This is a genomic window from Enterococcus sp. 12C11_DIV0727 (assembly GCF_002148425.2).
In the GTDB taxonomy this organism is placed as follows: Bacteria; Bacillota; Bacilli; order Lactobacillales; family Enterococcaceae; genus Enterococcus_L; species Enterococcus_L lemimoniae.
This window is the reverse complement of sequence record NZ_CP147248.1, coordinates 1,984,757-2,010,536: the sequence shown is the minus strand read 5'-3', so window position 1 is coordinate 2,010,536 and position 25,780 is coordinate 1,984,757. Positions and strand designations below refer to the sequence as shown.

Annotated in this window: 25 protein-coding genes; 16 read left to right on the top strand and 9 right to left on the bottom strand. The window is 35.4% G+C overall.

All coding sequences use genetic code 11. From position 1 onward, the window contains the following. The first annotated feature begins 180 nt into the window (after nt 1–180). Nucleotides 181–699 carry an RNA polymerase sigma factor gene (locus tag A5866_RS09645; RefSeq protein ID WP_086278108.1) on the top strand — a complete coding sequence of 173 codons (519 nt, stop codon included), beginning with the start codon at nt 181–183 and terminating at the stop codon, nt 697–699. After that, nucleotides 692–1,828, top strand: a complete 1,137-nt coding sequence (locus tag A5866_RS09640; protein ID WP_086443673.1) for a hypothetical protein — start codon at nt 692–694, stop codon at nt 1,826–1,828. The genes A5866_RS09645 and A5866_RS09640 overlap by 8 nt, the downstream gene beginning before the upstream one ends. 867 nt (nt 1,829–2,695) lie before the next feature. On the opposite strand, the gene A5866_RS09635 is transcribed toward A5866_RS09640, so the two are convergent. After that, nucleotides 2,696–3,852 (bottom strand): IS3 family transposase gene (locus A5866_RS09635; protein WP_254907511.1). Its coding sequence is split into 2 segments (ribosomal slippage): nt 2,696–3,594 and nt 3,594–3,852, totalling 1,158 coding nucleotides; the frame shifts between segments, so codons are not numbered across the junction. Between the two features lie 173 nt (nt 3,853–4,025). Between A5866_RS09635 and A5866_RS09630 the strand changes: the two genes are divergently transcribed. From A5866_RS09630 to A5866_RS09610, 5 genes are all read left to right on the top strand, one after another. Next, complete coding sequence (locus A5866_RS09630) at nt 4,026–4,520, top strand: DUF1456 family protein (RefSeq protein WP_086443674.1); 495 nt, start codon at nt 4,026–4,028, stop codon at nt 4,518–4,520. 130 nt (nt 4,521–4,650) lie between these two features. Beyond that, nucleotides 4,651–5,577 (top strand): helix-turn-helix transcriptional regulator, encoded by a 927-nt coding sequence (locus A5866_RS09625; protein WP_086443675.1) that lies wholly within the window; start codon nt 4,651–4,653, stop codon nt 5,575–5,577. Between the two features lie 272 nt (nt 5,578–5,849). Then, on the top strand, nt 5,850–6,428 hold the full coding sequence (locus A5866_RS09620; protein ID WP_086443676.1) for a histidine phosphatase family protein: 579 nt from the start codon (nt 5,850–5,852) through the stop codon (nt 6,426–6,428). A 22-nt stretch (nt 6,429–6,450) separates the two neighbouring features. Beyond that, entirely contained in the window at nt 6,451–6,876 is a 426-nt protein-coding gene (locus tag A5866_RS09615; RefSeq protein ID WP_086443677.1) for a MerR family transcriptional regulator, read from the top strand. An 85-nt stretch (nt 6,877–6,961) separates the two neighbouring features. After that, the gene (locus A5866_RS09610) at nt 6,962–7,813 is read left to right on the top strand and encodes an aldo/keto reductase (RefSeq protein ID WP_086443678.1); all 852 of its coding nucleotides are present in this window, start codon (nt 6,962–6,964) and stop codon (nt 7,811–7,813) included. 869 nt (nt 7,814–8,682) lie between these two features. Here the strand turns inward: A5866_RS09610 and A5866_RS09605 are convergent. Next, nucleotides 8,683–9,681: a linear amide C-N hydrolase gene (locus A5866_RS09605; RefSeq protein WP_086278129.1), complete on the bottom strand. Its 999-nt coding sequence runs from the start codon at nt 9,679–9,681 to the stop codon at nt 8,683–8,685. Between the two features lie 525 nt (nt 9,682–10,206). Between A5866_RS09605 and A5866_RS09600 the strand changes: the two genes are divergently transcribed. Further along, nucleotides 10,207–10,341 (top strand): hypothetical protein, encoded by a 135-nt coding sequence (locus A5866_RS09600; RefSeq protein WP_254907243.1) that lies wholly within the window; start codon nt 10,207–10,209, stop codon nt 10,339–10,341. Nucleotides 10,342–10,741: 400 nt separating this feature from the next. On the opposite strand, the gene A5866_RS09595 is transcribed toward A5866_RS09600, so the two are convergent. The 4 genes from A5866_RS09595 to licT all read right to left on the bottom strand — a co-directional run bounded on the left by A5866_RS09595 (nt 10,742) and on the right by licT (nt 15,442). Then, entirely contained in the window at nt 10,742–10,963 is a 222-nt protein-coding gene (locus A5866_RS09595) for a hypothetical protein (protein WP_140335112.1), read from the bottom strand. A gap of 120 nt (nt 10,964–11,083) precedes the next feature. After that, nucleotides 11,084–12,508 carry a glycoside hydrolase family 1 protein gene (locus A5866_RS09590; RefSeq protein ID WP_086443679.1) on the bottom strand — a complete coding sequence of 475 codons (1,425 nt, stop codon included), beginning with the start codon at nt 12,506–12,508 and terminating at the stop codon, nt 11,084–11,086. Between the two features lie 45 nt (nt 12,509–12,553). Then, complete coding sequence (locus A5866_RS09585; protein WP_086443680.1) at nt 12,554–14,452, bottom strand: beta-glucoside-specific PTS transporter subunit IIABC; 1,899 nt, start codon at nt 14,450–14,452, stop codon at nt 12,554–12,556. Between the two features lie 141 nt (nt 14,453–14,593). Next, nucleotides 14,594–15,442, bottom strand: coding sequence for a BglG family transcription antiterminator LicT (gene licT / locus A5866_RS09580; RefSeq protein ID WP_086278133.1), 849 nt, complete (start codon nt 15,440–15,442; stop codon nt 14,594–14,596). Nucleotides 15,443–16,372: 930 nt separating this feature from the next. On the opposite strand from licT, the gene A5866_RS09575 reads away from it, so the two are divergent. From A5866_RS09575 to A5866_RS09545, 7 genes are all read left to right on the top strand, one after another. Continuing rightward, on the top strand, nt 16,373–17,290 hold the full coding sequence (locus tag A5866_RS09575) for a PLP-dependent cysteine synthase family protein (RefSeq protein WP_086445569.1): 918 nt from the start codon (nt 16,373–16,375) through the stop codon (nt 17,288–17,290). A gap of 24 nt (nt 17,291–17,314) precedes the next feature. Next, nucleotides 17,315–18,460 carry a cystathionine gamma-synthase gene (locus tag A5866_RS09570; protein WP_086445568.1) on the top strand — a complete coding sequence of 382 codons (1,146 nt, stop codon included), beginning with the start codon at nt 17,315–17,317 and terminating at the stop codon, nt 18,458–18,460. 126 nt (nt 18,461–18,586) lie between these two features. Next, nucleotides 18,587–20,095, top strand: coding sequence for a DUF1846 domain-containing protein (locus tag A5866_RS09565; protein ID WP_086445567.1), 1,509 nt, complete (start codon nt 18,587–18,589; stop codon nt 20,093–20,095). Between the two features lie 382 nt (nt 20,096–20,477). Then, complete coding sequence (gene rpmG, locus A5866_RS09560; RefSeq protein WP_086278137.1) at nt 20,478–20,630, top strand: 50S ribosomal protein L33; 153 nt, start codon at nt 20,478–20,480, stop codon at nt 20,628–20,630. Between the two features lie 141 nt (nt 20,631–20,771). Next, nucleotides 20,772–20,939, top strand: a complete 168-nt coding sequence (gene rpmF, locus A5866_RS09555; RefSeq protein ID WP_086445566.1) for a 50S ribosomal protein L32 — start codon at nt 20,772–20,774, stop codon at nt 20,937–20,939. 12 nt (nt 20,940–20,951) lie between these two features. After that, a complete protein-coding gene (locus A5866_RS09550; RefSeq protein WP_086278139.1) occupies nt 20,952–21,332 on the top strand; it encodes a hypothetical protein in 381 nt (126 codons plus the stop codon). A gap of 53 nt (nt 21,333–21,385) precedes the next feature. Then, a complete protein-coding gene (locus tag A5866_RS09545; RefSeq protein WP_086445565.1) occupies nt 21,386–22,396 on the top strand; it encodes a CobW family GTP-binding protein in 1,011 nt (336 codons plus the stop codon). A gap of 210 nt (nt 22,397–22,606) precedes the next feature. Here A5866_RS09545 and A5866_RS09540 read toward each other — a convergent pair whose 3' ends face one another. Continuing rightward, the gene (locus A5866_RS09540) at nt 22,607–23,188 is read right to left on the bottom strand and encodes a helix-turn-helix domain-containing protein (protein WP_086445564.1); all 582 of its coding nucleotides are present in this window, start codon (nt 23,186–23,188) and stop codon (nt 22,607–22,609) included. A gap of 294 nt (nt 23,189–23,482) precedes the next feature. Between A5866_RS09540 and A5866_RS09535 the strand changes: the two genes are divergently transcribed. Next, nucleotides 23,483–24,172 (top strand): class I SAM-dependent methyltransferase, encoded by a 690-nt coding sequence (locus tag A5866_RS09535; RefSeq protein WP_086445563.1) that lies wholly within the window; start codon nt 23,483–23,485, stop codon nt 24,170–24,172. 340 nt (nt 24,173–24,512) lie between these two features. Here the strand turns inward: A5866_RS09535 and A5866_RS09530 are convergent, their stop codons facing one another. Continuing rightward, nucleotides 24,513–24,797 carry a hypothetical protein gene (locus A5866_RS09530; protein ID WP_086445562.1) on the bottom strand — a complete coding sequence of 95 codons (285 nt, stop codon included), beginning with the start codon at nt 24,795–24,797 and terminating at the stop codon, nt 24,513–24,515. Continuing rightward, nucleotides 24,772–25,755 carry a DUF916 and DUF3324 domain-containing protein gene (locus A5866_RS09525; RefSeq protein WP_086445561.1) on the bottom strand — a complete coding sequence of 328 codons (984 nt, stop codon included), beginning with the start codon at nt 25,753–25,755 and terminating at the stop codon, nt 24,772–24,774. The genes A5866_RS09530 and A5866_RS09525 overlap by 26 nt, the downstream gene beginning before the upstream one ends. Between the last annotated feature and the right edge of the window lie 25 nt (nt 25,756–25,780).

The following is a 25,780-nucleotide window of genomic DNA, read 5'->3' as shown; positions in this document are numbered from 1 at the left end:
TTCTAGAAACAGAATGTGATAAGTAAGGAGTTAAAAGTGATTTTTCGTAGATGAAGCGAGATCACTTTTTTGTGATTTGTAATGTTCACTTTATTAAATTTTGATGAAAAACTATGTTTCAGTGAAACGATTTGATTAAAAAAAGTGTCAAATAGATATAGGTGAGAAAGAAGGTGTCTTTTGAAAATAGATGTGAACTTGGATTTAGTAAAAAAAGCGAAGAAAGGAGATGCTTCCGCATTTATTCAATTGTGTGAAAACTATCAAATTGTTCTATACAATTCAGCATATAAGCTACTAAAAAATGAGAACGATGTAGTTGATTGTATACAAGAAACAGAAATTCAAGCTTGGCAAAGTATAAATCAATTAAAGAAAGATAATACATTTAATACGTGGTTCTTTCGAATCATGATTAATAAGGCAAAAAATATTTTACGACGCAGAGTGGAAGAAATTGAAATTGAAGAAAAACATAGTCAAATATGGTTTGACAAAAATAGATTTGAGCCTTTGTCAGAGGCACTCAATAAATTGTCAGAAGAGCATAAAATACCTCTTGTTTTACATTATTATGCTGGATTTAGCTATAAAGAGATTGCTGAACAATTAGCTATTTCTCCAAATACAGTGAGGACGAGAGTAGCTAGGGGTAAGACAAAGTTGAAATACTTATTGGAGGAGGAATATAATGGATAAGAAAATGTTAGAAAAAATACAGGATGAAATGAAAATACCAGCAAGTGCCATGAAAAAAATTAACAAGAATCGAGAAGATATCTTAAATGGACAATTTATTCAACATAAAAAGGTAGTTCAAAGAAATTTTCAAAAAAAAGTGTTGATGTTTACTTTAGTAGCGGCTGCCACGGGTCTCTTGATACTCTCTTTTAAAACGCCTATTAGTGGTGCAATGGAAGAGTTGTTTGGAATCAGTAGAGATCCTGCTGTACAAGCTATAGAAGAAAAGGATATCGCAACAAAGATTAATCTCTCTAGTATTCAGAATGGACGCGAAATCAAATTAACAAAATTTGTTTCAACACCTACGAAAATAGCGTTTGATTATGAATTGGAAATAGACGATGAATTACGTTTGCTTATAGAGAAAAACAGTAAAATCGCCACAGAAAACCCTCTAATAAAAGGTGGACCAACCATGCAACATATTCGTTTTGGTTTATTCGAAGAAGGAAATACGGAAGATCTAATTGGAGGTGGGGGTGCTGGTTCAACGTTTCGCTTAGAAGGAAATAAACTTTATGGAACTGGCACTGCCAATTTTTCAAGAGACAAAGTTTCAGATAATGCAAAGCTGACGTTACATATCTATGAACTTTCATGGCAAGATTATGAACAGTTTCAAACGGTAATGGTTGAAGCGATGGAAGAAAATAGTCCAGCTTTTTCGGTGCCAAATGTTATACAGTACGAGGGTGATTGGAGTTTTGATATTGAACATAAACCGATAACAACTACAAAAACACCACAAATAAAAAATATAGATCAAGTTACAGATATTAAAGTAAAAAGTGATGCTTTACAAACTATAGCTCGTTTCAAAGCACCTATAGAGCTAGCAGATCCTGAGGACCCTTTAGCGATACCTAAAAAGATGTATTCATCGAATCTTTTCAAAAATGGTGTCAAGATAAATCAAGAATTGAACATGGTTAGTTGGAATCCAAAAACAGGAGAATTTAAAATATCATTTAATTTGAGTGCATTAGATATGAAGACTACTTATAGAGTTCAAATTGATGAGATAGATAATCTCACTGGGGAGAGCGTAAAAGAAATTGGTTCTTTTGAAGTGAAAAACAATTGACATTTTTTATGTATATAAATCCGAAGTCAATTAAAAGAGTGGAGAACTTCCACTTTTTTCTTAAATAAACACTATCAAAACTTAAAAGTATTGATCGAAGAAAATTGAGTAATTAGAATCAGAATGTTAGACTATCAAAAGTTACGCTCATAAATACTATGCTACTCAGCAGAGAACGGACACAAAGAATCGTATCCGTTTCTTTTTAATTATGCGATTCCCCAAAACATTCGTTTTTGATACAAAGAGAAACAACTGTAAATTATAGGTGCCTTTTTACGCTTTCAACTATTTCATGTTTTCTATACAATAAAATTTAGTTATTACTTTGTTTACATAAATCAAATTATCACAAGTAACCCTGGTATCAACCGATACCAAGGTTCTTTTTACGAATTTAAACTGGTGTACCTAAACGCCTAATGATATCCCTCTCTTTATCTCTAAGAAAATTTGCTCTTCGTTATTTTCTTCTGTCGAGTTCAAACTCTCTAATATATCATTCTTTCCTTCACCTAAAACCAATGTTTTAGGTATAAGCATATTTAAGTAGATCTGACACACTTTTTTTTCAGCTCTATTGTTGTTCAAATTATGATCATAACTTTTGATAGTCTAATATCCTGAGTGTTGTTGCTTGATTTTATTCGATCGATACTTATAAGTTTTGATAACTTCCCTTGTAAAATTAAGGTCTGTCCATTTGTAACATAAATGAAGATACAATCTCTTCTATAATACCAATAAGATGTAGTATTTTTTTGAGCTTTGAGTATTTCGTAGTCAAAACTAAAATTAGTTCTGGATATAAGCAGTAATAGCAAATTGGATAAATGTCAATAAAGTAGACACAAAAAGAGCAAGTACTTAGTGAGAATCAAAGTATTTATCCTCCATTTCATTTGGTGTAAGCATATCTAAGGTTCCATGAGGGCGCTGCGAGTTGTAGAATCCCTCAATATATTCAAAGCAAGCAAGTTGGACTTCTTGAAGAGAAGAAAAGGTTCTTCTGTTGAGTTCTTCTTTCTTCATGTATTTGAAGAAAGCTTCTGTTACAGCGTTGTCCCAAGGATAACCAGGTTTCGATAAGGATTGGACAATAGAATGATTTTCTAAAAACTTTCTGAATTCAAATGAAGTATATTGGGAACCTTGATCAGTGTGAAAAAGAACAGAAGCCGTAGGCTTTCTGACTTGAATTGCTTTTTCAATTGTTGTAATAGCTAAAGTAGTATCTATCTTTTTACTGACAGTCCAAGCAATGACTTTTCTAGAAAATAAATCTAAAATCACGCAAAGATAAACAAACGATTTTTTCCCAATAGGAATATAAGAAAAGTCGCTGGTCCACACTTGGTTTGGTGCAGGTGGGTTAAATGCTTGCTTCAAATGATTTGGGCGCTTCAAAGAAACCTGACCTGTAGTCGGTTTAAAGACAGGTTTTACTGTAGACATTTTAGGTAAGTTCATGGTGCTCATTAGTCGATAAACGCGACCAATACTAATAGAAATGCCATAGTCACGTAGAAGCATACGTCGTACTTTTGCAGGGCCTACTCGTTTTTTAGAGAGTGTATAGATTTCTAAGATCGTCTTTCTTAACTGTTGATTTTCTGCTGTTCTAGGGGCAATTTTTCCAGAAAAACGTTCGTAGTAAGTCGAACGATTAACCTTAAGAACCCTGCAAAGCGTAACAACAGAGTGTTCATGACGTAAAATACGAATCGCATTTAGTCGTTCGTTGAGTGTGGCGTGAATATGGCAATCGCTTTTTTTAAGATTAAATTTTCTTCTTCTAGCTGAAGGTTTCGTTTCTGTAATTGCTTGATCTGTCGAGCCGTGAGGATCGTATCATCATCAATTTGGACTTCAGAATATTGCTTCACCCAGCGAGCCACAGAGGAGAGGGCGATTCCATATTCACTAGCTAAAGCATTTTGTGATTTACCGCCTTCATAGAGTTTTACGATTGATTTTTTAAACTCTTCGTCAAATTTTTGTGGAGATTTACGTTTGTCTACCATAATCAAAATTCCTTTCTTAAAAGATGTCTAATTAATTAATAGTATAGCAAAAAAGATGTCTACTTTATTAGCATATATGCAAGGATAGATAGGTAAATTCAAACAAATAGATGCATTCTCTGAAAGAAAGCTTTATACTAAAGAAACAATGAGTTATTTTCTGGAGGAGAAAGATGAATAATAATGATATACTGATTCGCTTGCGTTATGCATTAGATATCAAAGACACCGATATGATCAAGATTTTTAAGTTAGGCGATTTAGAAATCACTAGAGATCAATTAAGAGTATTACTAACGAAGCAAAATGAGGAAGATGAACTTCCACGAGATGCGGTCTGCGATAATCATACATTGGAGTCTTTCTTGAATGGATTGATTACGTACAAAAGAGGGAAACTACCACTAAAAAATGGTGTGGCTCCTAAACCAACTTTTCTGATCAACAGCCAAAGTAATGTTAATAATGTATTGTTGAAGAAAGTAAAAATCGCTTTAGCTCTAACAAGTGATGATATGCTAGATGTGCTAAGATTGGCGAGTGTCTACGCTTCTGATAGTGAATTAAGTGCGATTCTAAGAAAAGAAGGACATCGGAACTATAAAGAATGTGGTGACCGTTATGCAAGAAACTTCTTAAAAGGTTTGGCAGTCAAATATCGAGAATAGCATTTATTCAGAACGAGAAATAAAAGAGTTTTTTATCGATTAATAGTGGGATGAAACTAGGTGGGATCATGCTAGTTTCATCCCTTTAATCTTACTGAGTGAAGAAACTATTTTTTAAGGAGACATTTGCATGAAAAAAATCGAGCGGATCCTAGCGATAATTGTTCTACTTTTAGATAATGAAATTATATCAACAGCTCAATTAGCCCAACGATTTGAAGTAACAAAAAGAACTATCTTTAGAGATATCGAAACAATTGAATTAGCCGGTTTTCCTATTATTTCTCATTCAGGTCGCAACGGAGGCTTCTCTTTAGTTCATTCTTTTAAACTGAGAACTCATACTTACAGTGGTGAAGAAAAGCAAGAGCTCATCAATGCTCTTAATGTCAGTGAAGGTCTCTTTGGGGTCATGGATCAGCAAAACATGATCAAAGAGAAAATTGAGCTGTTGCAAGGGGCGACAGAAAAAAGCCAACAAGTAAAAACACGTTTTTCATTTCAGTCACCTACAATGCACCGGCCTGAAATAGAAGCAGAGACGAAGGAGAAAATCAATTGTATCAATCTTGCGCTAAAGCAAAATAAAAAGTTGCTGATTGATTATGTAGATAACAAGGGGGATCATACAAAACGAATGATTCATCCATATGAATTGATGTTGATGAATGGTAGTTGGTATATTTATTCCTATTGTGAGGCTCGAAAAGCGTATAGATATTTTAAAGTCACAAGAATAAGACAACTAACAATCCAACAAACAACTTTTGAAACAGCTGATTACATGAATCAAAAACCTGCTGAAGCAAATGGAGAGTTGGTTCAATTAAGGTTTAGAAAAGAAGACCTTGGGAAATTATATGACTATTACACAGATGATGAGATTCAAGTTATGGATACATATGTAGAGGTCACTATCTACGCTAATCAGCAAAAAACACTTTTACCATTTTTATTGATGTTCGGTAATGGCGTCAACGTTATCTCGCCGATTGACTTACAAGAAAAGCATAAGCAAGAGATATTGAAGCTGGCTGAGACGTACCGAAAAGAATAACAATTTACTAGCTATTAAGAGAATGGAGCAGAAGTGTTTATGCGCAAAATGCGGAACGGACTGCTACCAAGAGTGAAAAAAATCCTTGGACAGAATTGAATAAAGATCGTGTTCGACGGTTTGAATGTTTAGCGATGAAGATCGACGAAAATCATTTACTTGAATAAAGAAAAGAGTTGAGCTGAATAAAAAAGTTCAGCTTTTTTTGCTTGCCTTAGAGTCCACTTCATGGTTTATGATAAACATAACAAATAGAAATGGGGCTGAATTATATGAAAAAAACATTATATTTGATGAGACATGGCGAAACATTATTCAATCAACGAAAAAAAATCCAAGGTTGGTGCGATTCACCACTGACAGAAAAAGGGATCAAGCAAGCCCAGATTGCAGGAAAGTATTTTAGTGATCATAACATTACATTTGACAGCGCCTACGCATCTACGTCAGAACGTGCTAGTGATACGCTGGAATATGTCACTGACATGCCTTATAAACGAGTAAAAGGAATGAAAGAATGGAATTTCGGTCGTTTTGAATCGGAAAGTGAAGCGCTGAATCCAACACTTCCTTATGGGGATTTCTTTGTAGCTTACGGTGGTGAAGAGGAGTTTCAATTTAGGGAGCGTGTTTCAAAAAGCTTGCTGGAGGTAATGCAAGAGGCTGGTGAAACTGTTTTAGGTGTATCTCATGGTGCATCTTGCCGTCAATTTATGCGAAATTGGGCCCATACAAGTGAAGTCGATCAAAAAGAAGCTTTGAGCAATTGTTGTATTTTGAAATTTGAATTTGAGAATGATACATTCACATTGTTAGAGATCATCAATCACGATTTTTCAAGTTTGTCATGAACCTTATAAGGAGGTCGTTTAGTTGAACAGTAAAGAAGCAGCTGAAATGTTCGGGTTAACAACTGACACGATCCGCTATTACGAACGGGTAGGGGTTATTCCACCAATCGAGCGGGATAAAAATGGTTACCGAGTTTATACAACAAGGGATCTAAATTGGATTTATTTAGCCAAAAGTCTCCGTCATGCCGGTGTATCGATAGAATCTCTGATCGAATTTGCCACACTTGCTCAACTTGATGGAAATGTTGATCAAGCACAAAAACAAATTTTGCGAGATCAACTGCAGGAAATCAATGAAAAGCTAACAGAGATGACCCAAACAAGAGATTTACTACAATACAAAATTGATACCTATGATGAGCATATTGCTAAGTTTAAATCTGGCGAAGCCACATCTGATAACCTTGAAGAGCTTTGGAACGTAACGTATGATAATAAAAAATAAATGCTTGCTATGAAGTTCACTCCATAGTTTATAGTGAGGCTGTTCGTTACTTACTAGCATAAAAAAAGAACTGGAGGAAAGACAAATGCAGACAGTCACATTGAATAATGGTGTAGAAATCCCAATTTTAGGTTTTGGTACGTATCAAATCACAAACCCACAAGAAGCTGAACAAGCTGTTATTGATGCAATAAAGGCCGGTTATCGTCATATTGACACAGCACAATCGTATCTAAATGAAGAGGCAGTGGGACATGGAATCGCAGCTTCAGGCATTTTACGTGAAGAGTTATTTGTTACAACAAAAATTTGGGTAGAAAATGTTTCTTATGACGGAGTAAAAGCTTCTTTTCAGCGTTCGCTTGACCGTTTAAGTTTAGCGTATGTGGATTTACTTTTATTGCATCAACCGTATAATGATGTTTACGGTGCTTGGCGTGCTATGGAAGAACTACAAGCAGCAGGGAAAATCCGTGCAATCGGCGTTTCAAATTTTGCTGTAGATCGAGCAGTTGATTTGGCAGAATTCAATAAGGTCGTACCTCAAGTTAATCAAATCGAGATCAATCCTTTTAACCAACAAATCAAAAACATCGAAGCTTTAAAAGCAGAAGGAATCATACCAGAAGCTTGGGCGCCCTTTGCAGAAGGTAAGAATGGTATTTTTACGAATGAGCTCTTAACGAATATTGGCAAAAAATATCAAAAATCAGTAGCTCAAGTAATCGTCCGCTGGTTGTTAGAACAAGAGATTGTTGTACTTGCAAAATCTGTTAAACCAGAGCGGATGGCTGAAAATTTAGCCGTATTTGATTTTGAATTATCGGAAGAAGACAAAGCAGCAATTGCCACCTTGAATGAAGGGGAAAGCCAATTTTTCTCTCATGCTGATCCTGAAATGATCAAATGGATGGCTAGTAGAAAAATGGATGTCTAAATAGACTCTAGGTATCTAAAATGCGAAGATAAATCAAAAAAACATTCAAAAACGTTACAAATTTTTGAATGTTTTTTTGATTTGCTGAAGTACGATATTTGTTATTTTATTCAATTGAAGAGTTTGGGAATAGCGGTAAATCAATAGGATACGAATGGTATCAGCCGATGATTTAGTTTAAATTCGCTTGTACATTGTCGGTTAAATAAGTTTCTACTCCGCCGTATTCCGCGAAGTCAAACAATTCCGCTTTACCTATGCCGTGATAGCCCTACCCACCATCGTCCAGATAACAAATTTAGCGCTCAATTCATTGGCTTTTTCGTTCATCCTTGGTAGTGAATCAATATTAGTTTGTTTCATGAAAGATTTAATGATTTTAGTACCATTAGGCAGCATGATATAGAATCATTTTGCTAGCCCGTTTTTTTGATTGTTTCAAAATACTTAATCCCAGAATATGAAGAGAATCGTAACATTTTCCTCATTACAGTAGCACCACTAGCAATGAGCATAGAAACTAAGGCTTTTACCAAGATGGGCACTTAAAACGACCATGGTGGCATACGTTCTTTAGCACCTTAGATTGACGTCTACGGTTCATGTCTTTGGTAATTTGTAACGGTCGCTATTCTATTTTAGAATCAATCGCCATTACCTCAAACAAAATTCCGATGGTTCCTTTTATATTCTTAGTCTGGTTGTCGTGGTAGTACCGCTGATCACTCCTCTAATAATCATAATTCTTTTAGTTATTGTTAAATCTCCTTTCAGGGTAATAATTATCCTTTTATGGGGTTTTGTGTATAAAGAATAAGAGGAAGACACAAATCTAAACGCAGATCTTCTCTTTCTCTTCTTAAAATGAATTATTTTTTGTTGTTTCGGTACAAGATATCTTCCGAATCACCACTAGACCAGATTTTTCCAGAAGTGGCATCAAAATCTTCATTGGCTAATTCGATGCAACGAATGCGTTGATTATTGTATGTTTTATAATAATAATTCAGTGAACTATTGACTATAACAGCAGTGTATTGCGTGTAGTCATAGGCCTGAGTGGTTTTTACAACACCTTTAGGGATGTCAACGTTAGCAAGCACATGAAACATTGAAGTAACCCCATCTAATTCAGTTTGAACATCTTGTAAGCAGGCTTTTAAAAAAGTCGCTCTGACAAATCTTGATGGTGGAGTGAAATCACCAGGAAGGCCAAAAGCACCAGTCCCTTCACCAAAAGGTTTCATCACCATATCGTTTAGATGAACTTCTGTTTTTTGTTCAGGCTGTAAACCAATGTAATTTCTTAGATTAGTCGTGTGCCATTTGTAGTCTGGACTATTCGTCATAACACCAATAGTATTTTCGTGAATGTGCAAGGTTTGTTCAGTATACTCAATGACAATACTTTTGCCGGTTTTGTCTGTGATGACCCAGTGAAGAGGTAAGACGATTCCTAAGAAATCTAACGCCGTATTTTCAACTTGAGCATTTTCCATGGTGCGAGTCACTTCTTCAATGCTTGAACAAGTAGAAAGTAAAAATGGGACAACATCATGAGGTGCTAAGGTATATTTTTTGTCAGTGTCTTGGCTATTATAGTCAGCGTAACCTGAAAAATAAAGAGCAGCGCAAGAAAGTCCTTTTTCGTTTAAACCATCGGCAAAAACAAAATGTTCTTTATCCACTTGCCGTGCCATTCCTACAAAGGCGTATTCATTTTTCTGATCGTAACTTTCGTCATTAACGAATACGAATTTGTTCCGTGGAATAAACGTAGGTTCACCCTCTAAAACGACTGCAAAATCCATTGTTCTAGCTAATAAAACATGTTGATCTTTTGTTGTCATCGTAATACTGGTACACATCGACTATCGCTCCCTCTTTTTTATAAACTAGACACTCCAACTAAAAAAATGTAAATTATAAAATAATTTAAATTAAAGTGAACTTTCTTTTAAAAGTTTAACGTAGTTTAAATTTATAATCAAATAAATACTATAGAATGTTTTACGATTAAAAAACGAAGAAAGTGTATTAGTACGGACTTTAACGCTTTAATGCTATGATTGTTTTATATTTTATTGGAGGTATTATGATAACAGATGAAGAAAAGAGTCAATGGCATTTAAGTGGAAAATTCGTCATTTTTGGTTATTCATTTTTAGCGAAAATGATGATGGACGCATAATAACTATATCACGATTGATCAGCGCATCATCAGCCTAAAAGTAGAGAAGTTGACAATTTTACAAGAAAAACTATTAACTATTGTTTCTCATTAAAATCAAATCGTTTGATGTGCTTGATTTGTTCCAAGCGATCCCGTGTGGTCATAGATCGTATTAGGTATAGTTTATCCAAATTCATTTGTACTAACAACGAGTGACAAGATGTTTAACGAACGAATTGATCCAGATGATATCTGGCTTCAAGCTGTTATCAACGAGAAAGAGACACGTTACTTACCAAGGGTTCTTAGCACGGATGAAAAAGATGGGGGGAATGTATTATCAAATCGTCTTTGATTATTCAGGATAGGGTCGAGTGAATAATGGTTCATTATGGTGAGACTGAAGTTGAATTTAAGCGTCAGTAAAAGAATACAAAAATGAAATCAAGTCGAAAGCCGATCAGGTTTGAGCAATACAAAAAGGGAACAACACGTTTTTTGTATTGCTCGCTTTTTGCGTGGTTGCCGGAGAAGTTGACTTTTGGCAACCGTGTATTAATTTTCAGAGTAAAATTGATATTGAATATGGCGCTATCTTATTTTTGCTAAGCAAGGTAGTAGTATTTTTACTTACCGACAAATACCAATTGCTAAGTGATTACAAATTGATCAGTCAACCAAGTACCCTTTTGGAAGATACTAGCAGGTTCTGGTCCCATCATGAAAAATCCATCCGCAACTAATGTTGAAAAGAGTTAATCCAATTCTGCTTCACTATCCAATTCAACATACAAAGAAAGATGCAAACCAGGTGTTACTGGATTTTCTGGTCTCATGTCTAAAAAGTAGAGTGGCGTTCCGTTTAAATCTAGTTGTCCATTTAAAACGCATTCAGCATATTTCATCATAATAAATGATGGATTGAGTAGTAGTATTTGGAAAAACGTCAACGTAGAAATCGATTTGGGCTTTAGCATGTTCAGTTACTGAAATATATGTTATTGGCTGTTTCATGTCATTCACGCTCCTTGATTGTAAGATAATAGATTTAGTAGTAATTACAATTGATGTGCTCAAGATTTTCAGCTTAGAGTGATTTAGGCGAGATTTTCGCCATTTGATTCAATCACTTGTTTATACCAGTGGAATGATTTCTTGCGGCTTCTCTCAAGTGTTCCGTTACCTTCGTCATCATGATCGACGTAGATAAACCCATAGCGCTTACTCATTTCACCTGTTCCGGCACTAATCAAGTCAATACAGCCCCACGGTGTATACCCAATCAAATCAACACCATCATCAATTGCTTTTTCCATTTCAATAATATGGTGTTTGAAGTAATCGATCCGATAATCATCATTGATCGAACCATCTGCTTCAACATTATCAAAGGCTCCAAGACCATTTTCAACAACCATTAAAGGAACTTCATAACGAGAATAGATTTGGTTTAAAGTATACCGTAGACCGACAGGATCGATTTGCCAACCCCAGTCACTGGTTTCTAGATACTCATTGGAGACGCCGCCAAATAGGTTTCCTCCTGTTTTATCATCGCGATTTTCTAAATCATCTGTAATACAAGTGGTCATGTAATAGCTAAACGTATAATAATCGACAGTCCCTGCTTGTAATAATGCCTTATCCTCATCTGTAATGTCGACTTGAATATTATTCTTGGCAAAATAACGTTTCATAAAATAGGGATATTTTCCTTTTACCTGAACATCTCCACAGAAGAAGTTAAATTTTTCATTGATTTGCTGCGTTTTTAAAACGTCTTCTGGTCGGCATGTTTTAGGATACATCGTAATGTAAGCTAGCATACAACCGATTTTAAAATCGGGATTGATTTTGTGTCCAGCAACAACTGCTTTTGCTGAAGCTAGAAAAACATTGTGTAGTGCTTGGTATTGCTCGGTTTCAGTATAGTCACGATTGAATAGACCACTGATGCGTTTACCATGATCCATTGTACCAAAATTAATTTCATTGAATGTCAGCCAATATTTCACTTTATTTTTGTACCGTTCAAATAGTGTTGTTGCATAATTTTCGTAAAAACCAATTGTCCGTTTATCTAAAAATCCATCATATTTCTTACCTAAGTGAAACGGCATTTCAAAGTGAGAGATCGTTACAAGCGGTTCAATACCATATTTAGCTAGTTCATCAAACACATTATCGTAAAATTGTAAGCCAGCTTCGTTAGGTGTCGTTTCATCTCCATTAGGAAAAATCCGAGACCAAGCAATCGACATCCGGTAGACTTTGAAGCCCATTTCAGCAAATAAAGCAATATCTTCTTTATAACGATGGTATGAATCGATTGCTGTGTGGCTAGGATAGTAATACTGTTCTGTATCAATTTCTAGATCAAAGGTGCGGTGAGTATTAGAGGTACGGCTTCCGGCACGATTGTGGTCGCAAATAGAATCTCCTTTGCCATCCTGATCCCAGGCACCTTCACATTGATTGGCAGCTGTTGCGCCGCCCCATAAAAAATTCTTTGGAAAACTCATTGATTTTTACTCCTTTGTAAATAAATTTAGTAGTAGTTTAAATGATTATTTTGCGATGATCGCAGTAATCAAAACAGCTCCTTGTTTAGTTGAGGTTTCAGAAGTTGCAATCACATCAGCGTAATCAGGAGTATTTGTAACGATGATCGGTACTTGCGTACTGTATCCTGCTTCTTCGATCGCACGGATATCGAAAGTCACTAATTTATCCCCTTTTTTAACTTTCGCATTTTGCTCAACGAACGCCTCAAAGCCTTCACCATCTAACTGAACGGTGTCGATACCGATATGGATCAACAGCTCGGTCCCATTGTCCGAAATCAATCCAATGGCATGCTTTGTCGGGAAAAGTGTCATCACGGTACCATCAAATGGTGCCACGATTTCCCCAACAGTTGGTTCGATCACAACCCCTTTGCCCATGATACCTTCAGAAAATGCTGCGTCTCTTGCTTCGCTCAAAGGTAGGACTTTGCCTTCTGCTGGAGAGAAAACTTCATCTTTTGTAAGTTTCTTTTTTTGTCCAGTTGCGGCTAATTTTGCTTCTTCTTTTGATAGTTGAATCGTTGGTTCATCATCTTTAAATCCTAAAATCCATGCTAAGCCAAATCCAGCTGCAAGTGCGCAAGCATCTAAGATCATATTGTAAATAGCATATTTCATATCGCCATCAGGTGAAATTGTTGAAGTATATCTAAAAATACCAAGTCCGCCCATTTGATAAGCTTGAATACCTAATCCCATAGCTATAGCACCCGTGACACCACCTACAATACAAGATGCCCAAAAGGGTTTCTTTTTCGGTAAAGTGATTCCGTAAATAGCTGGTTCAGTAACACCAAACAATCCAGAAATAAAAGCAGGAATAGATAACTCTTTTAAGCGCAAATTTTTCGTTTTTAGCATAACAGCAAGAACTGCCCCTGTCTGTGCGAAGGAGACACTGCCGGAACCTGTTAGTAAAGAAGTTGGTATTCCTTGAGATAATGAAATAATGACAAATGGAATAAGTGCCCAATGCATCCCGAACATAACAAGGATTTGCCAAGTGAACCCTACAATTGCACCAAAGATGATTGGATTGAACGCTTGAACGGCAAGCAACCCATTTCCAAGTCCGTCCGCTACAACATTCATAATTGGTCCAATCACCAAAAAGGTCAAGGGAACTGTAATCAAAGCTGCGAAAAAGGGGACTAAAAATAGTTTAACCACATCTGGAATGATTTTCCTTAATTGTTTTTCAAGAAAAGCCGCAAAAGCTGTGGATGCAATGATTGGCATCACTGTTGAGCCATATCCAGCAGCAGGGATCGAAAACGGAATGCCAAAGAAATTCAACCCACCACTTTCTGCAAAAGCAGCGGTCGCAGATCCATCAATAAAACCTGTATAAACCAAGCTTGAAGCAATCATCATTCCTAAAAAAGGAGAACCGCCAAATTTTTTCATTGCTGTGTACCCAATAAAAATCGGCAAGAATAAGAACAAACCATCACCCATTGCATTAAAGAGTGCATAAGTAGAGCTACCCGAAAAGCTAGAACCTAAGGCAAAGGCTAAAATTGCATTGACCCCTTTTAGCATACCTGCTGCAGATAATGGTGCCAGAATAGGCTGGAAAATGCCAGAAATCATATCCACAAATCGATCAAACAAATTGCCTTTTGCTCCATCATCCGCCACAGGTTCTAAAACACCTAGCACTGCATCTACATCCTTACGAACATCAGGGACATGATTGCCAATGACCACTTGATATTGCCCACCAGCTTGCATGACTGTAACAATACCATCCATGTTTTTTAAGACTTCAGTATTTGCTTTGCTTTCATCTTTTAATTTGAAGCGTAGACGTGTGATACAATTTGTCAAAGAATTGACGTTTTCTTTACCTCCGACTTCTTTTACAATTTTTTTTGCAAGTTCTTCATATTTACCCATTTTCGTTCCTCCAAATGTTCATTTATTTTTTATTTAGAGGTCTCGCCAACTTAATGTCACGATCCATTGCCTTTCCTGAGGCCAACGATTTCCTATGCTCCTTTTCTGGGAATGATTTTAGATAAAGAGAATACTCTCCAACTAACTAGTTTTATCGATGATTCGAGCTAAATGAATGGTGATGTAGGCTTGTTCGTCTTTTGACATCGCATAGTTCCGTCGATTTTTTAATAATTCAGCGACTTTCTTTGTTGCCGTAAACGCTTCGGGATACTGTGTAGTAACGAGTAAAAACAACTCACTTTCGATTTGATCTTTAGCACTATTACCAGTATTTTTTTTCAAGACTCTTTCCGTAAAAAATTTCAAATGCGTAATAAAGCGTTGAAAATAGATATCATTTTCAGCAAAGCTGATTCGCAGCGTATATTTGATAACTGTCAAGATTTCTTCAATCAACTGAGTAAGGCTGATTGCATCCTCGTGATGACTATCGATCTGAGCATTGGTGATATGTAAGGCTAGAAAACCAGCTTCATCATCTGTTAAGTCAACATGTAACTGTTGATTAACCATTTGAATTGCAGATCTAGCAATTTCTAATTCGGCTGGGAAAAACCGTTTGATATCCCACAATAAAAAATTTTTCACCTGAATACTTTTTTTCGCTCTTTGGATCGAGGAGTTTAAATGATCCGCAATCGCTATAAAAGATGATTCATTCAATTCTTTATCCAAAGCAATTCTTGCATGTGATAAAATTTTATACGAAATCTCAATGATTTCTTCTGGAATCTCTGCAAAAAGCTGTTCAATCTGTTCTGATTGGACTTGGTTTTCAAGCTTAAAAACCTTCTCGATTTTTTCGACATCAACTTTTGCCCCTGTTTTCATTTGAAAGCCCAAACCATTGCCCATCAAAATGACTTCTTCATTTTCTTCATTCAAGACAATGATCACATTATTATTTAAAATTTTTAGAATTTCCAAGTTGTTCGACCTCCTTTAGCTTTACGAAAGAGATTGAGAATAAAAAAAACCTAAACAAAAGCCACTGAAGGCGTTGTTTAGGTTTAGCTTAACTTAATAATCACTATCCATTTAACAAAGCAAATATACACTATAAAGAAAGCGCTGTCAATATTTTTTAGAGAAAAATTAATACAGTTGTTGGTGAAAAGGGAATAAAGTCAGTGTGGAAATGAGTTGGCAATCACCACAAACAGATTTATTTCTTACTATGACAATTGTTCAGTTCAATCACCTATCACTTCTAAAACAGATAGAGTAATAGTTGATATAGTAAAAGTAATAAATAGAACGAATATGGATGTAGCAGATAACAGGTAGTGACATTTCTTTTAGTTAGTGTATTGCCTAGAAGGTGCATAAGGGAGTCCATCTTGCCCTAAGACATTTAATGCGATTATTGGATTGTGGAAGAACCCTCACCACGTATTTTTTATTTCGAAAAAAGAGAACTATGAAACTATGAATGCAACTGCTTTTTTTGATAGGATCAAAAGAGTATATTACAGGAAAAATATGGTACGGTTAACAAATCAGTTATTTAGTCGTACGAATTTTTTTAGGATGATTCTTTTAAATTGACATCAGAAAAATGATGTGATATCTTCCATGTATACTTATTTAGAGGAGTGGAAAAGACATGACAAACAACAGACGTTCAGTTTTATGCTGTTGTTGTATGGTGCGAAAAAGCAGCATACCAATTTGTCATGCCTATTAATAGTCCATCTAGAAAAGTTAAATGTTTCAGGTCACTTTATTAAAGAAAAGGTGAACTGTTTATAGTTGACGTTCAAGAGGTACTGATTTAATAGTCAGTACCTCTTTTTTTGTTCCCTTTTTTTGTTGCAACGGCGCAGTCATAATCGTTAATAACGATAGGAGGAAGTCATGATAGTTGATGAAGTACAGGAATTGATTGGACACACACCGATGTTCAAGTTTGATGCTGCTCGATTTGGTGGTCAAAAAGGGAGTAAGATCTATGCTAAATTAGAATACCTGAACCCAGGGGGCAGTATCAAAGATCGGTTAGGGCAACATTTGCTAACCCGTGCGTTGCAAGAAGAAAAAATAACTTCTGAAACAAAAATCATTGAACCAACAGCTGGAAATACAGGCATTGGTATTGCTTTGGCAGGCGTGAAAGAAGGCATCAAGACTTTATTTGTTGTACCCGAGAAATTTAGTTTGGAAAAACAACAATTGATGAAAGCACTAGGAGCAGAAATCGTGCATACACCAACAGCCAAAGGAATCAGAGGGGCAATCGACAAAGCAACACAATTGGCAAAAGAGATCCCAAACAGTTATTTACCGTTACAATTTGAAAATGAAGAAAATCCCAAAGCCTATTACAACACACTTGGACCTGAAATTTTTAATGAGCTTTCAGGACAACTAACAAGCTTCGTTGCTGGAGTCGGCAGTGGGGGAACGTTTGCAGGAGTTGCAGCCTATCTAAGAGATCAAAACCCACAAATTCGTGCGATCGGAGTAGAACCAGAAGGCTCGATTTTAAATGGAGGAACAGCTCACGGACACGAAATTGAAGGGATCGGAGTAGAGTTTATCCCCACGTTCTTTGAGAATGTAACGATTGATAAAATTTATACTATCCGTGATGAAGAAGGGTTCTATTTTACAAGGCTTTTAGCAGAAAAATTTGGGCTACTCGTTGGTAGCTCAAGTGGAGCAGCTTTTGCTGCAGCCATTAAAGAAAGCAAGACATTACCCGAAAACAGTACAATTGTCACTATTTTTCCAGATTCTGGAGAACGATATCTCTCCAAAAATATTTATGGCTAGGACCAAATTTAAGGAGGAAAAACGATGCATTTTCAAACAAAATTAATCCATGGTGGAATCAGTAACGATGAACAAACAGGAGCAGTCAGTGTCCCAATCTATCAAACATCAACCTATAAGCAAAATGGTGTTGGAAACCCTAAACAGTATGAATATACTCGTTCTGGAAATCCAACCCGATTTGCTTTAGAAGAACTAGTAGCGGAACTTGATGAAGGAGTACAAGGCTTCGCATTTGCTTCTGGTTTAGCAGCTTTGCATACAGTCTTATCCCTTTTTGAAGCAGGAGATCATATACTATTAGGCGATGATGTATACGGTGGAACGTTTCGACTAGTTCAAAAGGTTTTTGAAAAAAATGGCCTCACCTATTCATTGGTGAAAACTGATGTTTTAACCTCGATAGAAGAGGCAATCACTGAGAAAACAAAAGCAATTCTCTTTGAGACGCCAACCAATCCATTATTGAAAGTTTCTGACATTCAAGCAATTTCCTCTTTAGCAAACAAGTATCATTTAGTGACGATTGTGGATAATACCTTTATGACACCCTATTTTCAACGTCCCTTAACAGTAGGAGCCGACATTGTGGTATACAGTGGGACCAAGTATCTTGGCGGACATAGCGATGTTGTCTCAGGTTTTGCAGTGACAAATCAAACGGAATTAGCAGAAAAAATTGGCTATTACCAAAATGCAATAGGGGGCGTTCTAGGTCCGCATGATAGTTGGTTAGTTCAAAGAAGTCTCAAAACATTAGCACTTAGAATGGAAGCTCATCAAAAAAATGCATTAAAAATTGCCACATATCTTGAAACCCATCCAGCTGTTGCAGTTGTTTATTATCCTGGGTTAAAGAGTCATGCAGGCTTTGAATTAGCCAAAAAACAAATGAGCGGTTTTAGTGGCATGATTTCTTTTGAGCTGAAAGACGAGGCGTTTGTCAATTCGTTTGTGGAAGGTCTAAACATTTTTACGTTAGCAGAAAGTTTGGGTGGGGTTGAAAGTTTGATCGAAGTTCCAGCAGTGATGACACATGCATCTATTCCAAAGGAAATCAGAGAACAGGCTGGAATTAAAGATGGATTGATTCGTTTATCTGTCGGGATTGAATACATTGATGATTTGATTAGTGATTTAGAGCAAGCGTTTGAGAAAATTGGATTGTAGACTCAAAATTGGTTAGCAGTGATACGTAAAATAGAGTTAGATAATAAATAATGAAATTCCTTATCGTAATCATCCGAAAATAAGTTTATAATAGATGGCAGTATACAAATATCGGAGGGTTCTTACGTGAAAAAACAAGGTTTTGATCCACAAAAGTACATCGAAGAGCAATCAAAATATATCCTTGAAAGAGTTGATCATTACGACAAACTTTACTTGGAATTTGGTGGGAAATTGATTGGCGATATGCATGCGAAACGTGTTCTGCCAGGATTTGATGCGGACGCTAAAATTAAACTTTTACAAAAATTAAAAGATCAAGCGGAGATTTTGATTTGTGTTTATGCAGGGGATATTGAGCGTAATAAAATTCGTGGCGATTATGGGATCACCTATGATATGGATATTTTACGCCAAATCGATGAGTTAAGAGAGTATGGCTTAGCAGTTAACAGTGTGGTGATTACCCGCTATAGTGGACAACCTTCTACAAAAATGTTTATCAACAAACTGGAAAGAAGAGATATCAAAGTCTATAAACATGCGGCGATCGAAGATTATCCATCCAATCTTGAGAAAATCGTCAGCGAAGAAGGCTTTGGGAAAAATAACTATATTCCAACAACAAAACAAATCGTAGTCGTGACAGCACCTGGTCCTGGTAGTGGGAAATTGGCAACTTGTTTGAACCAACTCTACCATGAAAGCCGTAATGGTAAGACTGCTGGTTATTCAAAATTTGAAACCTTCCCAGTTTGGAATGTTCCCTTGAAGCATCCTTTAAATATTGCCTATGAAGCAGCGACTGTTGATTTGAAAGATGTGAATATGATCGATTCATTTCATTTTGATAAGTACCAAAAAGTTGCTGTTAATTATAATCGTGATGTTGAGACATTCCCCGTAATCAAACGAATCATTGAAAAAATTACCGGCGAAGAATCTGTCTACCAATCACCAACAGATATGGGGGTGAACCGTGTTGGTTTTGGGATTATTGATGATGATGTAGTGAAAGAAGCCTCTAAACAAGAAATCATCCGTCGCTGTTTTGCTACAGAATGTGACTTTAAAAAAGGCTTGATCGATGAAGGAACAGTCAATCGCATTAAGCTGATCATGGAAGAAGTCGAACTGAAAAAAGAAGACCGCAAAGCGGTACTGCCTGCTAGAGAGTATTCAGAACGATTGAGAGAACAAACCCAAAGTAATGATACGCCGGCTGTTATTGCGTTTGAGTTACAAGATGGTCGAATTGTAACCGGGAGAACCAGCAGCTTAATGGATTCTTGTTCATCTGCTATTTTGAATTCTATTAAAACATTAGCCAATATTTCAGATGAAATCTTATTATTGTCTCCTGTGATTCTTGAAACCATTCAAACGATGAAACGCAAAGATTTACACAGCAAAATTACGGCTTTAAAAGCCAACGAAATCTTGATTGCGCTAGCAATCAGTGCTGTTACAAACCCAACAGCACAATTGGCGTATGATAAATTATCTGAATTGAATGGTGTCCAAGCGCATTCTACGGTGATGTTGAGTAAGAATGATGAGCAAACGTTAAGAGAGTTAGGGTTGGATATTACGAGTGATGCGGTTTATCCGTCTGAGAATTTGTATTATATTTAAACCTGTTCTTTGATTTTAGTAGATAAATAATGCAAGACTGACAAGAAAAAATCATGTCAGTCTTTTTAGTATAGTTAAAGGCCAATGAATTTTTGGTCTATTTTTTTAATTATGATAGAGTTTCAAAATTATATAAATGATTATTAAAAAAATAATTGACATAAGTAAATTTTATTGTTAAAATCCAAAAAAGCAAAACGTAATCATTACGCTTTGATTGGGCGAATCGGAATAGTGATCGATGGAAACTATGGCGACTAGTCCAAATTTAAAGTTAAGATCTCTGGTAGTAATAGAAGAAGTGCTGAAATGATCTAGTGAAAGACTTAAGTATATTTATTTAGTAAATATAATGTATTAATTGGTAAAGGAGCTGAGAAAAATGAGACAAAACATTATACTAGAATGTGTCGAAACAGGTGAGCGCTTGTATTTAACAAGTAAAAATCAAAGAAACACACCAGAAAGATTAGAATTAAAAAAATATTCGAAAAAATTAAGAAGAAAAGCTATTTTTAAAGAAATCAAAAAATGAGGAAATTATTCGTCACTATAGAACTGTGATCCAAATAGTATGATAATAATTTTAGAAGATTGACAGATCAGATTAAAGGAACAACTATTATGGTTGAAACAAGTTGGTTAGTGAATTATATGAAGAAGAGGAGACGATCTAATGGCTGTACCAGCAAGAAAAACATCTAAACAAAAAAAGAAGCTTCGTCGTATGCATCAAAAAATGTCAAAACCCGAAATTTCGTTCGACGCTTCGACGGGTGACTATAGACGCAGTCACCATGTATCTTTAAAAGGATATTACAAAGGAAAAAAAGTAACGGAATAGGGAGAAAGCATAATGAATATTATCTATCCGCCACTCGTTGAGGAAAGTATTAAATTTCAACTTTTGGAAAAGAAGCAGTCATTCATCAGTAAAGCAGATACGTATCGCTTCATGGTAGAAAATGACATTATTACAGAAAATGGAGAACCAACTGATTTTGCAATAGAAAAGGGATGGGTCAAAATTTTTGATGAAACGGAGAACCTTTCCTTGGAAAACTTTTTAAAGATATATCCAATTTTTGAAAAATATGACGTGGGATTACTGGAGAAAATCGATGGCTATTGGGAAATTCCTATTGATTTAAAAGAAAAACTCTTGTTAGAGATGGCAGAAGATAAATTTAATTACGATGAACAGGTTCAACTAACAGAATATTTATCTAGTCGATAAGACAGCCTCATCAAAGTATTTGAAGGATAAATAGAAAAATGGGAGGGATTAGTATGATAATACCAATCACGGTTATTTCTGGATTTTTAGGTTCTGGGAAAACAACGCTAATCAACCATGTACTAAAGGCAACTAATTTAGTTCCAGAGGAAATACTGATCATTGAAAATGAATTTGGCGATAAAGGAATTGATCATGAATTGCTTCTTCACTCGCATGAGCGAATTTTCCAAATGAACGGAGGCTGTATTTGCTGTAGCTTACGAACGGATTTGATTCATGCATTGATTGCAGTTGATGAAGTATTTATCGAACAAGGCTATCCAATTAAACAAGTGATTATTGAAACGAGTGGTATTTCTGATCCTCAGCCGATTTTACAGACAATTTTGGCAACACCTAGAATTTGTACGAACTTTTATTTGGACAGTGTTATTACGGTGGTCGATAGTGATTTTTTTGAAAAAAATTTGAATTATCCAGAATCATTAAAGCAATTAGCTATGGCTGATCGTGTCATCATTTCTAAGAAGTCTGATAAAAATACAAATGAAATTCAAGATATTATACAACAGATAAAACCTATAAATCCAATGGCTGATTTTTTTACTTTTTCATTATCAGATGAAAAGGAAAGTGTTGCTCGACAAGTTATTGGGATCAATAAATTTAATCAAGAACTTCATCTGGAACATCTGAGTGATGAGCATCACGCTAGGCATCATCACTCGGAGAAATCTCATCGTAAATTACATCATAAGTTTGAAGCATTACATTTGGAAGGAACAGGTATAATTGCAGAGACGTTATTTCAGAGGTGGATAGATTGGGTAATGATGAGTAACCAAGAAAATATTTTTCGAATAAAAGGCTTTATCCAGTTTATGGATAATGAGTTTCAAACAGAAATTCAAGGTATCAACCAACTCTTTCAATTTAGACCAACGGTGCGCAAAACAAAAATCAATGAGCTCATTATTATCGGTCAAAATTTACCACAAAAGAGTATACAAGAAGCGTTTGAAAAAATCCTGTGTAAGAATAAGCAATCTGCAGACGTTTAAGATTTATCCTACAAGAATAATAGAGGAGAAATAGAATTATTCATATTACTATATATATGATCTATAGTTAGATAATACAGTTGAAAGTAAAATATATTAAGACAAAAAATAAATATAAGAGATTCTTACGAGTCGAGCTTTTGAATATACTAACCTTTAGATGTTCTCTGTCATTGATGAGATCACCTAAAGGTTATTTGCTTGAACATTTTACGAAAGCCAAATCCATAGAAACGAACTAATCGCAGCCAGTACACCAGCTGCTAATGAAAAGCCCAAAACGATTTTTGTTTTATTCCTGCGATCCCTTTTTTTGTCTCGTTTGGCTCTGGCTGCTTCAAGATCTTCCCCATCTATAAAAGCAACAATTTCACTATAGGTTTGAACATCTCTTTCCTTTTTGATTTTCTCGATTTTTAAAGCTGCAATCATAGAAATTCCCCAAAGAACAAAAGAAATACCCAATCCGTACCAATCCCAAAGTAACATAACAGGACCAATAGATAGAACCGTTAGAATAATAAATATAATCATAACCCAAGAGAGTCGGTTCATTTTTTCCGCTTCGATGTGTTGATTGTTTTTCATAATTGCTACATCTCCTTTGACTAATTCATCTAAAGTGACATCAAAAAGAGTGCTTAATGCAATCAAATTATGAATATCAGGATAAGTATGATCGTTCTCCCATTTAGAAATTGTTTGCCGTGTGACATAGATTTTTTCTGCAAGTTCTTCTTGAGAGTAACCATCTCTTTCACGATAAAGTTTTAATTGCTTATTAAAGTTCATTTTGCTGTCTCCTTTGAGTCTAAGATAATATAGAAGGGGATATTTTGTCTGTCTATTAGAGTGTACTTTACTAGAAATATAGGTGTATACAGGTGTTTACATTGATAGAAACATTGATATAACTGGTTTTTCAAAAATAGGATCCAAGCCAAGAAGTAACGGTTCAAAAATAATTATGGCGCAGATTATCAATTAATTACAGCTAAGATAAAGAGTTTGATGAAAGTACGAGTAGCTAATATGATATGCTTATAGTCCATAACAAATGGAAATCTAAAGAAAGAGGGGAAGAATATGGCAGATTGGAATACACTATTTTATGATCAAAAAAACATAGAATTAGCACCTGAACCTGAAGCCGTTAAATTCATAGAACTCTTAGCAAAAGAATTTCCAAATCAGCAAGAGCGACGGGTTTGGGATCTAGGTTGCGGTGGAGGACGTCACAGTGTGGTGATGGGAAAAATGGGCTGTGAGGTTTTTATTAGCGATAATTCTAGTAAAGCAATAGAACTGACAACGAAAAAATTAGAAGAGAATCACATCAACTATGTTGAAGCCTTGACCTCGATGGAAATCTATCCGTGGAGCAAGAAAGAGTTCTTGCATGGTGTTTTTAGTTGGGCGGTGCTTCAGCATAATACTTTGGATAAAATAATTGAAGCGATTGATTGCATTTACGATTCGCTTATAACAGGTGGTTATTTTTTAGGGACGATCAAATCGACAAAAGCGGATTTGTATGGCAAGGGAGAAGAAATCGAAAAAGATACATTTGTGTTAGAGGTAGGAATAGAAGAAGGCGTTCCTCACCATTATTTTGACGAAGATGGAATCAAGCAGCTTTTCCCTGATGATAAGTGGGAAAGGATGATTCTTGCTGAGCAAGTCGTGAATTATGTTGGAAAAGCTGAGGAATTTTGGGCATTTAATCCATTTAGGTACACTACATGGTGTGTGCTTATGAAAAAAAATAGCTGCTGATTGTGTCATCCAAGAAGATTTTTATAGACTCAATTAAGCCGTATATGTTTTGGATAGTGGTTAATTCTTTTAAACGATTTTTTTAAGCACTGTTCTATATTAAACCTAGTGATACAGTTCTTTTATATGACTTATTTAAGACTAGGGAGAGTGGATCAGACTTCTTTATATCTATTTGGTTTTTCAGATAAATGCAGCTATTCTGACCTTCAACCAGTATAGGGGAATAAAAAACTAAGTGAGTGGCTTACCTTATCAGGTACTCACTTAGTTTATATAATATTTTCAATAGATATACTAAATAGGGTAAAGAGGGGAGAGCCTTCGTATTGTTCATCTCTCAATTACCGTATTTATCATATATTAGTTTTGCTGAAGATAAAATTATTAAGATGCCAATAGCAAAAATCAGAAAATTGATCTGTTCGTTTGTTTTTGGAAATGGAGTTTTTGAAGCAGGATTTTTTTTATTGGTCAACGAATCTTCCCGCACTACTTCAACCCTAGCATCACTTACGATAGATTCACTATGGACACTTTTTGAAGAAAAAATTAAAAACAGGCTAAACAGAAGTAAGGTGGTATTAAGGGTTAAGGATTTACGATTTTTTTTTGAAAAAAACATAGCCTACTCCTCCTATAACCAGAACAGTTGCAATAATCATCATCCACACTTGATTACTTTCAGAAAAAACTTCTACTCCACCATTGATTGACTGCCCTTGTGCAGTGGAAAGTTTAAATTCACTTTCCCATGACTCATTTAGTACATCAGATTTTGCATCAATTTTTAACACATATTCACCCGCTTTTAATTTAGCTTCAGTTAAAGATAACATAGGTGTAAACAGGCTGTTGGGAGCTAATTCGATTTCGTTCATGTCATTTTTATAAAGAGGGGTAGCTGAATCTCCTTTTTTGTAAATTGAAAATGTTAGATTCAATTTTCTGAGAATATTTGGATTGGGATTTTGAAATGTTAATGCCAATGCTTTCTTGACTTTCTCAACATCAACGGTCAAACCGTCATAAGTCAATTTGTAGTCATTATTGTCTTCTGCTACTCTTATTTTTATAGGAATAGTATAAGCAAAAGAGTTACTAACACCTGCTTTTTTATCCGCTTCTTCTTTTTGACTGATATTTACAGCTCCTAAAATCATACCAAAAAAATCTTTAACAGTATTCTTCAATTGTATTTTGACTGTTTCAGAACTGTTTGGTTCTACTGTCACTTCATTTTTTTCTAACTGTGCTATTTCTGCTATTTTATATCTCTTACTGTCACTATACTTATGTTTATTATCATAACTAATTGTTCCGTCATTTGTTGTCATCCCGTCAAGCAGAGTTAAGTGAAAGTCTTTTGATTCAACTGATTCATTTATAATTACTAATTCCAAAGTTTGGTCCATTACTGCGGGTACACTTAAATTGAAGTAATCCTTCGTATCTTCTAGCTGGTTTTCTGGTATAACTGGTGTTACATAAAACCCAGAACTATTAGCCAATACTTTTACTGGAAGCAAAACCCAAAAAAACATAAGGAATAACAGGCCAATAAACCATTGATTTACTCTCATCTTCTACACTCCTTTCATCAAAAAT

Coding starts and splice junctions, on each gene's coding strand:
- A5866_RS09640 (WP_086443673.1), top strand. CDS start 692: ATGGATAAGAAAATGTTAGAAAAAATACAGGATGAAATGAAAATACCA.
- A5866_RS09630 (WP_086443674.1), top strand. CDS start 4,026: ATGAATAATAATGATATACTGATTCGCTTGCGTTATGCATTAGATATC.
- A5866_RS09625 (WP_086443675.1), top strand. CDS start 4,651: ATGAAAAAAATCGAGCGGATCCTAGCGATAATTGTTCTACTTTTAGAT.
- A5866_RS09620 (WP_086443676.1), top strand. CDS start 5,850: ATGAAAAAAACATTATATTTGATGAGACATGGCGAAACATTATTCAAT.
- A5866_RS09610 (WP_086443678.1), top strand. CDS start 6,962: ATGCAGACAGTCACATTGAATAATGGTGTAGAAATCCCAATTTTAGGT.
- A5866_RS09605 (WP_086278129.1), bottom strand. CDS start 9,681: ATGTGTACCAGTATTACGATGACAACAAAAGATCAACATGTTTTATTA.
- A5866_RS09600 (WP_254907243.1), top strand. CDS start 10,207: ATGTTTAACGAACGAATTGATCCAGATGATATCTGGCTTCAAGCTGTT.
- A5866_RS09595 (WP_140335112.1), bottom strand. CDS start 10,963: ATGCTAAAGCCCAAATCGATTTCTACGTTGACGTTTTTCCAAATACTA.
- A5866_RS09590 (WP_086443679.1), bottom strand. CDS start 12,508: ATGAGTTTTCCAAAGAATTTTTTATGGGGCGGCGCAACAGCTGCCAAT.
- A5866_RS09585 (WP_086443680.1), bottom strand. CDS start 14,452: ATGGGTAAATATGAAGAACTTGCAAAAAAAATTGTAAAAGAAGTCGGA.
- A5866_RS09575 (WP_086445569.1), top strand. CDS start 16,373: ATGATAGTTGATGAAGTACAGGAATTGATTGGACACACACCGATGTTC.
- A5866_RS09570 (WP_086445568.1), top strand. CDS start 17,315: ATGCATTTTCAAACAAAATTAATCCATGGTGGAATCAGTAACGATGAA.
- rpmG (WP_086278137.1), top strand. CDS start 20,478: ATGAGACAAAACATTATACTAGAATGTGTCGAAACAGGTGAGCGCTTG.
- rpmF (WP_086445566.1), top strand. CDS start 20,772: ATGGCTGTACCAGCAAGAAAAACATCTAAACAAAAAAAGAAGCTTCGT.
- A5866_RS09550 (WP_086278139.1), top strand. CDS start 20,952: ATGAATATTATCTATCCGCCACTCGTTGAGGAAAGTATTAAATTTCAA.
- A5866_RS09545 (WP_086445565.1), top strand. CDS start 21,386: ATGATAATACCAATCACGGTTATTTCTGGATTTTTAGGTTCTGGGAAA.
- A5866_RS09540 (WP_086445564.1), bottom strand. CDS start 23,188: ATGAACTTTAATAAGCAATTAAAACTTTATCGTGAAAGAGATGGTTAC.
- A5866_RS09535 (WP_086445563.1), top strand. CDS start 23,483: ATGGCAGATTGGAATACACTATTTTATGATCAAAAAAACATAGAATTA.
- A5866_RS09530 (WP_086445562.1), bottom strand. CDS start 24,797: ATGTTTTTTTCAAAAAAAAATCGTAAATCCTTAACCCTTAATACCACC.
- A5866_RS09525 (WP_086445561.1), bottom strand. CDS start 25,755: ATGAGAGTAAATCAATGGTTTATTGGCCTGTTATTCCTTATGTTTTTT.